Origin of the sequence: Sphingomonas sp. CCH5-D11, assembly GCF_001557395.1 — a bacterium.
Classification (GTDB): Bacteria; Pseudomonadota; Alphaproteobacteria; order Sphingomonadales; family Sphingomonadaceae; genus Sphingomonas.
Window position 1 is genome coordinate 1 of sequence record NZ_LSKH01000342.1, and the last position, 6227, is coordinate 6227.

8 protein-coding genes and 1 pseudogene are annotated in these 6227 nt (G+C 67.7%); 6 read left to right on the forward strand and 3 right to left on the reverse strand.

The window, feature by feature from the left end; translation table 11 throughout:
* The 3 genes and pseudogenes from AX702_RS23100 to AX702_RS20730 all read left to right on the forward strand — a co-directional run.
* Positions 1 to 296 (forward strand): annotated as a pseudogene (locus AX702_RS23100) (hypothetical protein); the annotation flags it as partial.
* 16 nt (positions 297 to 312) lie between these two features.
* Positions 313 to 543, forward strand: a complete 231-nt coding sequence (locus AX702_RS20725) for a hypothetical protein (RefSeq protein WP_066782248.1) — start codon at positions 313 to 315, stop codon at positions 541 to 543.
* 143 nt (positions 544 to 686) lie between these two features.
* Positions 687 to 1733, forward strand: coding sequence for a cell wall hydrolase (locus AX702_RS20730; RefSeq protein ID WP_231731990.1), 1047 nt, complete (start codon positions 687 to 689; stop codon positions 1731 to 1733).
* 114 nt (positions 1734 to 1847) lie between these two features.
* On the opposite strand, the gene AX702_RS20735 is transcribed toward AX702_RS20730, so the two are convergent.
* From AX702_RS20735 to AX702_RS20745, 3 genes are read right to left on the reverse strand one after another with little or no spacing between them, the layout of a single operon-like run.
* Positions 1848 to 2483 carry a heme exporter protein CcmB gene (locus tag AX702_RS20735; RefSeq protein WP_066782249.1) on the reverse strand — a complete coding sequence of 212 codons (636 nt, stop codon included), beginning with the start codon at positions 2481 to 2483 and terminating at the stop codon, positions 1848 to 1850.
* Positions 2480 to 3082 carry a heme ABC exporter ATP-binding protein CcmA gene (gene ccmA / locus AX702_RS20740; protein ID WP_066782250.1) on the reverse strand — a complete coding sequence of 201 codons (603 nt, stop codon included), beginning with the start codon at positions 3080 to 3082 and terminating at the stop codon, positions 2480 to 2482. Before ccmA ends, AX702_RS20735 begins: the two co-directional genes overlap by 4 nt.
* The gene (locus AX702_RS20745) at positions 3079 to 3489 is read right to left on the reverse strand and encodes a metallopeptidase family protein (RefSeq protein ID WP_443026317.1); all 411 of its coding nucleotides are present in this window, start codon (positions 3487 to 3489) and stop codon (positions 3079 to 3081) included. The genes ccmA and AX702_RS20745 overlap by 4 nt, the downstream gene beginning before the upstream one ends.
* A 56-nt stretch (positions 3490 to 3545) precedes the next feature.
* Here AX702_RS20745 and AX702_RS20750 point away from each other — a divergent pair, with 56 nt between their 5' ends.
* The 3 genes from AX702_RS20750 to AX702_RS20760 form a co-directional block, all read left to right on the forward strand.
* Positions 3546 to 3842: a 4a-hydroxytetrahydrobiopterin dehydratase gene (locus AX702_RS20750; protein WP_177179146.1), complete on the forward strand. Its 297-nt coding sequence runs from the start codon at positions 3546 to 3548 to the stop codon at positions 3840 to 3842.
* A gap of 173 nt (positions 3843 to 4015) precedes the next feature.
* Complete coding sequence (locus tag AX702_RS20755; protein ID WP_066782253.1) at positions 4016 to 5722, forward strand: DEAD/DEAH box helicase; 1707 nt, start codon at positions 4016 to 4018, stop codon at positions 5720 to 5722.
* 148 nt (positions 5723 to 5870) lie between these two features.
* The coding region (locus AX702_RS20760) for an alcohol dehydrogenase catalytic domain-containing protein (RefSeq protein ID WP_156455617.1) at positions 5871 to 6227 on the forward strand (357 nt) is incomplete at its 3' end.

Sequence of the window (6227 nt, forward strand, 5' to 3'; positions counted from 1 at the left end):
CCTTCAGCGGAACTAGCGCCAGCGCGCAGGTCGCCGACCGCCTGTCGCGCGGAATGGAACCCAACGCAATCGACCGGGCTTTGCAGACCGGCAGGCCGGCGCAGGCTGGCGTTCAGGCCGAAACCGACCGGCTCCGCGCCGAACAGGCCGCACGCGAGGCCGCCGCGCGCCGCGTTCCGCCCCCCTCCTCTACGATGGTGGATGGGCCCGCCGGTGTTCAGCGCCTTGGCTCGGGCGCCTCACCTGCCAGTTCGCCCCCGCCTACCCCGTCTCCGGCCGCAGTCCCGCAATCATGACCAAGGACCAAAGTAAATGCGTCTCGCCACCACCGTCAGTGCAGCGCTGATCGCGCTTTCCACGGCGGCGCTCGCCCAGGTTGCCGATCCATCCGCATCGCAGGAAGGCAACATCATGAGCAATGGCAGCACTCCTGCCAATTCCACCCAAATGGATCCCGCAACGACCACAGGCACTGACCCTAACGATCCGAGCCAGAACATGCTCAGCAACTCCGCGTCGCCGCCTCCCACCGAACCGAAGTGAAGTCGCCGGGTGAGCCGGCCGCCGCGTTAACCCAATTTCGTCCGATCCTTGGACAGTGCTGATTTGGCACGCGAAATAGCCTGACTGATGCACTAAATGGGCGCGCGAACGGTGATTCCGCCGTACGTGAAAAGGGCTGGGCCATGACCTTCGCGCTGCATCCGAGCGAGCGCGCTTCGCTTCGCCGGATGCGCGGTCCGGCTCGCCTGCGTGCATGGCGTCAGGCTGCGGCGATCGCGTTGCCGATCGTCGCCGTCATTTCGGTGATCGTGCTTGGCGCGCTGATGCTCGTCGACCGGGATGCGTTCACCACATCCGGGCGGGCGGACATCCTCGCCTTACCCGCTTCGCACGCTAATGACCTGGATACAGCATTCCTCGCGTCGCCGGGCGACGGTGCTACCGGCACCGCCACATTGCCTCCGCTACCGGCGGAGATGCGCGGCCTCTCGGGCGCCGCAACCGGGATTGTTGCCGCACGCCCCTTCGAGATGCGCGGCGGCACGGCGCTTGATCGCGCTCGTGCGTCGGAATGCCTGACCGCCGCCATTTATTACGAGGCCGCATCCGAGTCCGACGCAGGCCAACGTGCGGTGGCGCAGGTCGTGCTCAACCGGGTGCGCCATCCCGCCTTTCCCGCAACGGTCTGCGGCGTGGTGTACCAGGGGGCGGAGCGCGTTAGCGGTTGCCAGTTCAGCTTTGCCTGTGACGGCGCGATGGCGCGCACGCCTTCCCGCGCCGGCTGGGCACGCGCCGCACGAATGGCAGCGGCGGCGCTCGCCGGCTATGTCTTTGCGCCCGTTGGGCTGGCGACGCACTACCACACTTATGCCGTGACGCCTGTGTGGAACCGTTCGCTGGTGATGACAGACGCGATCGGCGCGCACTTCTTCCACCGCTGGAAAGGCGTATGGGGCACTGCCGCCGCCTTTCACCAGCCTTATGCCGGCGGCGAGCCCTTGCCCGGTCCGCCCGTTCGCAGCATTGCGCCGGTCATCGCCCTGAACCACGCGGTTGCCGTGGCGCCGTCCAGCGCCAGCGCTGCTGCCGCTATCACCGTCGCGCCTGCGCTTCAGCCGCGTCTTCAGGAAAGCGGCGCGCCGGTCGCCACCGCCCCACCCGCTGAGAACAGCCTCCCGGACTCGCAGATCCTTGATCGTTGGAGGGACAGCGGAAAGCCGCTGCGCTGAGCTCGCGGATACTGCACCCAAATTGCGCTTTGGCGATGGCGGGCGTCATTGGTTGCGGTCGACAACAGACTCTCGTTCAGGCCGATGTCGTGCTCTGACGCTCAGGCGTGGCGGCTATTCCATGCCAATTCGAATGGCCGCCGCGCTGACGAACGGTGCTCCTGCCACCAGCAGCAGGCTGACCGCGCCAAGCAGCTTCAGCCCGCCCGGCCCGCTGTCGATCGCGCCTGCGCCGAAGATCAGCAGCGGAATGGCGAGCGGCAGCAGCACCAGCCCGGCGATGGCGCCCGCGCCGCGCAGCCCCGCTGTCAGTGCGCCCGTCGCGACCGCCAACGCTGCCAGCCCGGGCGTGCCGATCGCCAGTCCGGCCAGCACCGTCACGGTTGTGCTTGGCTCCAGCCCCAGCAACGCCGCCGACAGCAGCGCCGCTCCGATAACCGGCGGGGCGAAGGCGATCCAATGCCCAGCAATCTTTGCCGCCGCCACGATCGGCAACGGATGGCCACGCACCGCCAGTTGATCGAATATCCCGCCCTCCAGATCGGGCGCGATCAGCCGCTCCACGGGCAGCAGCGCCGCCAGCAGCGCCGCCGCCCAGATCACGCCCCCCCCCACACGCGCGAGCAGCTTGGCATCAGGCCCGATCGCAAAGGGAAACAGGATCGCGACGAGCAGAAAGAAACCGAGTGTCAGGGTGGCACCGCCGCTGCCATAGCCGCGACGCACGTCACGCAGAACCAGCGCGATCATGCCGCCACCGCGCGATAAGCGGCCAGGTCGACCGTCGCCGCATTCGGCGCGTCGAGCGGCTGGTGAGTCGCGATAATCGCCAGCCCACCATTATTGCGATGCCGCCCGACCGTTTCTTCAAGCAGCGCGACGGAAGCGGTATCCAGCCCGGTGGCAGGCTCGTCCAGCAGCCACAGATCCACACCGCTGGCGATGACCCGCGCCATGGCAGCGCGCCGCCGCTGCCCGGTCGACAGCAATCGGACGGGCACATCGGCGATATCCGCCAGCGCCATGTCGGCGAGGGCGGTTGCGACACGCGCGGCCGGATCTGTCAGCCCGTCCAGCTTCGCCCAGAAGTTGAGCGCCGCACCCAGCGGGCGATCCGCGTCCAGCGCGCTCGCTTCGCCCAGCAGCGCGATCCGCCCGCTCACCTCCAACGCGCCCGCGAACGGCGGCAGCAATCCGGCGATCACGCGCAACAGGCTCGATTTGCCGCAGCCGTTGGCGCCCGTCACTACCAATGCACCACCCGGGGCGACATGGAGCGACAGGCCGGCGAACAGCAGCCGCCCGCCGCGCCGGCACGCCAGATCCGTCAGCGCCAGCGCCGCGCTCAATCCGCCACCGCGTCCTCTAGCGCGTGCATGTCATCGTCGCTGAGCCCGAAATGATGGCCGATCTCATGAATGGTGACATGCGCCACCAGATCGTCCAGCCGCACGCCGGTCTCGCACCATTCGGCCAGGATGGCCTGCCGGTACAGGTGGATACGATCGGGCATCGCGCCGGAGTCGAATGCGGATTTGTCGCCGATCGGCCGGCCGTGATACACGCCCGTCAGCTCCAGCGGATGCTCCAGCCCGACGCTCGCGAGCGTTTCGGCATCCGCCTCTTCCTCGACCAGAAGCACCACGTCGCCCAGATGCGCGCGGAATGCCTCGGGCAGGCGCGCGATCACATGCCGCGCGTGGCGCTCGATCGCCGCCAGCGAGGGCGGTTCGCCGGGAAGGTCTTGTCCGCTCATCACGACCGCCATAGGCGTTGGCCCTCCCACGCGACAAGCATGTCGGAAGGATACGGATTGTGGTCGATCAACTGAGCGAAGCCGAACGGGCCGATGCACTCGATAGCCTGGCCGACTGGGATTACGACGAGGGGCGCGATGCGATCACCCGCACCATCGTTTTTACCGATTTCGCCGAGGCGTTCGGCTTTATGACTCAGGTTGCGCTGATCGCGGAGCGTGCGGATCACCATCCAGAGTGGACCAACGTCTGGAACCGGGTGGAAATCACGTTGACTACGCATGACGCCGGCGGCCTCTCCGAACGCGACCTGGAACTTGCAGCCGCGATCGACTCCATTCTCGACGGCTGAGGCCGGGCACGGCGGTGAACGCCGCGGGGGCCATTCCGTGCAATCACGCGCCGCCGCCACAGCACGGCCAGCGAGTCGAAGCCGCTTTTTTGATGCAAGCGGGCAACGGTTCGCCACGTTCATCCACAATCAGGGTTGCAGTGTGCGCCAGATGGGCCATCTAGGGCCCGATCATGACATTTGACATTCTACCCGCGCCGCTCGCCGGTGCGCTCGCCGAGCGTGGCTATCAGGCGCCCACTCCTGTCCAGGCCGCCGTTATCGAACCGGACGCTGCGGGGCGGGATCTCATCGTGTCGGCCCGGACCGGCTCGGGCAAGACCGTTGCCTTCGGCATGGCCATGGCGGCGGAGCTGTTGGGCGACGATAACCGCATCATCCCCTCGCGTGAGCCGCACGCGCTGGTCATCGCGCCGACGCGCGAACTCGCGCTCCAGGTCAGCCGGGAGCTTATCTGGCTCTACGGTCCGACGGGCGCGCGCATCGTCACTTGCGTCGGCGGCATGGATGCCAGCAAGGAACGCCGCAACCTGAATCACGGCGCGCACATCGTCGTCGGCACGCCCGGCCGTTTGCGCGACCACCTAGAGCGCGGCGCGCTGGAGCTATCGGCGCTTAAGGTCGCGGTGCTCGACGAGGCGGACGAGATGCTCGACATGGGCTTCCGCGAGGATCTGGAGGAGATCCTCGACGGTACGCCCGACACCCGTCGCACGCTTCTGTTCTCGGCCACCATGCCGAAGCCGATCGTTCAGCTTGCCAAGCGGTATCAGAAGGACGCGCTCCGCATCTCCACCGTGGAGGAGGATCGCGGCCATGGTGACATCAGCTATCAGGCGGTCGCGGTCAGCCCGTCGGACATCGAACACGCCGTGATCAACCTGCTCCGCCTGCATGAGGCGGAAACGGCGATCCTGTTCTGCGCCACGCGCGACAATGTCCGCCACCTGCACGCTAGCCTCGTCGAACGTGGCTTTGCGGCGGTCGCGCTATCGGGCGAGCATAGCCAGAATGAGCGCAACGCCGCGCTTCAGGCGCTGCGTGACCGGCGCGCCCGCGTCTGCGTTGCGACCGACGTGGCGGCGCGCGGCATCGATCTGCCCAGCCTGAGCCTCGTCATTCACGTCGAGCTGCCGCGCGATGGGGAGACGCTGCAGCACCGCTCCGGCCGTACGGGTCGCGCCGGCAAGAAGGGGACAGCCGTGCTGATCGTTCCCTATCAGCGCCGTCGCTGGGCCGAATCCATGCTGCGCAACGCCAAGATTCCGGTCGAATGGATGTCCGCACCCACGCCGGAGGACGTGCGCGCCAAGGATCGCGATCGCTTGCTGTCGCAGCTCCTTGCCCCCGTCGAGGTGGACGAGGAGGACCGCGCACTCGCGGCGAAGCTGATCGGCGAAAAGAGCCCCGAGGATATCGCCGCCGCGCTGGTCCGCGCCTATCGCGCCGCCATGCCGGAGCCGGAAGAGATTATCGCCGCCACGCCGGAGGCGCATCGCGCGGCGCAGCGTGAAAAGCATCGGCCAGGCTTCGATGACGTCCTGTGGTTCCGCATGAACCTTGGCCGCCGCCAGAATGCCGATCCGCGCTGGATCCTGCCGCTGATCTGCCGTCGCGGCAACCTGACCAAGAATGATGTGGGCGCGATCCGCATCGGCCCGAACGAGACGGCGTTCCAGGTGCCGCGCGCCCTTGCGAACAAGTTCATGGCTGCCGTGGCAAAGACGGCGAGCGCCGATGATGACGTGCTGATCGAGCCGTCGGACAATGCGCCGGGCCCGGTCCGCGCACCGTCCGGCACGCGCCAATATGCGCCGCGCCCGACCGGAGCGCGCCAGCGTGGCGGTGGTCCGCGCCGCGGCAACAACGAGCGTCGCTGACACGTCCGCGCCATTCCGCCTCCCTGATCGGAAGCGGACGGCGCGGCCAAGCACGGCTTTAATCCGCCCGACTTAATTCCCGTTGCGCCGCCGGTGCGCGCCATCTACGCCTTTCTCCAACGGCCATCAGCGCCAAGGGGAGAGATAGATGCGCACGATCCAGTTGCAGAAGCCGGGCGGGCTTGACCGGCTGCAGGTAACCGACACCGAGCGGCAGGCGCCCGGACGCGGCGAGATCCTGGTCCGCGTCGGTGCCAGCTCGCTGAACTTTCACGATTATGCCGTGGTTACCGGCATGATCCCGACCCCCGACGGCCGCATTCCCATGTCGGACGGCGCCGGTGAGGTGGTCGAGGTTGGCGAGGGCGTCAGCGAGTTCGCCGTTGGCGACAAGGTCGTCTCTACCTTCTTCCCGCACTGGATGGATGGCGAGCCGGCACGCGAAGTGATGGGTGACGTGCCGGGCGATGGCGCCGACGGGTTCGCCCGCGAATATGTCACCGCC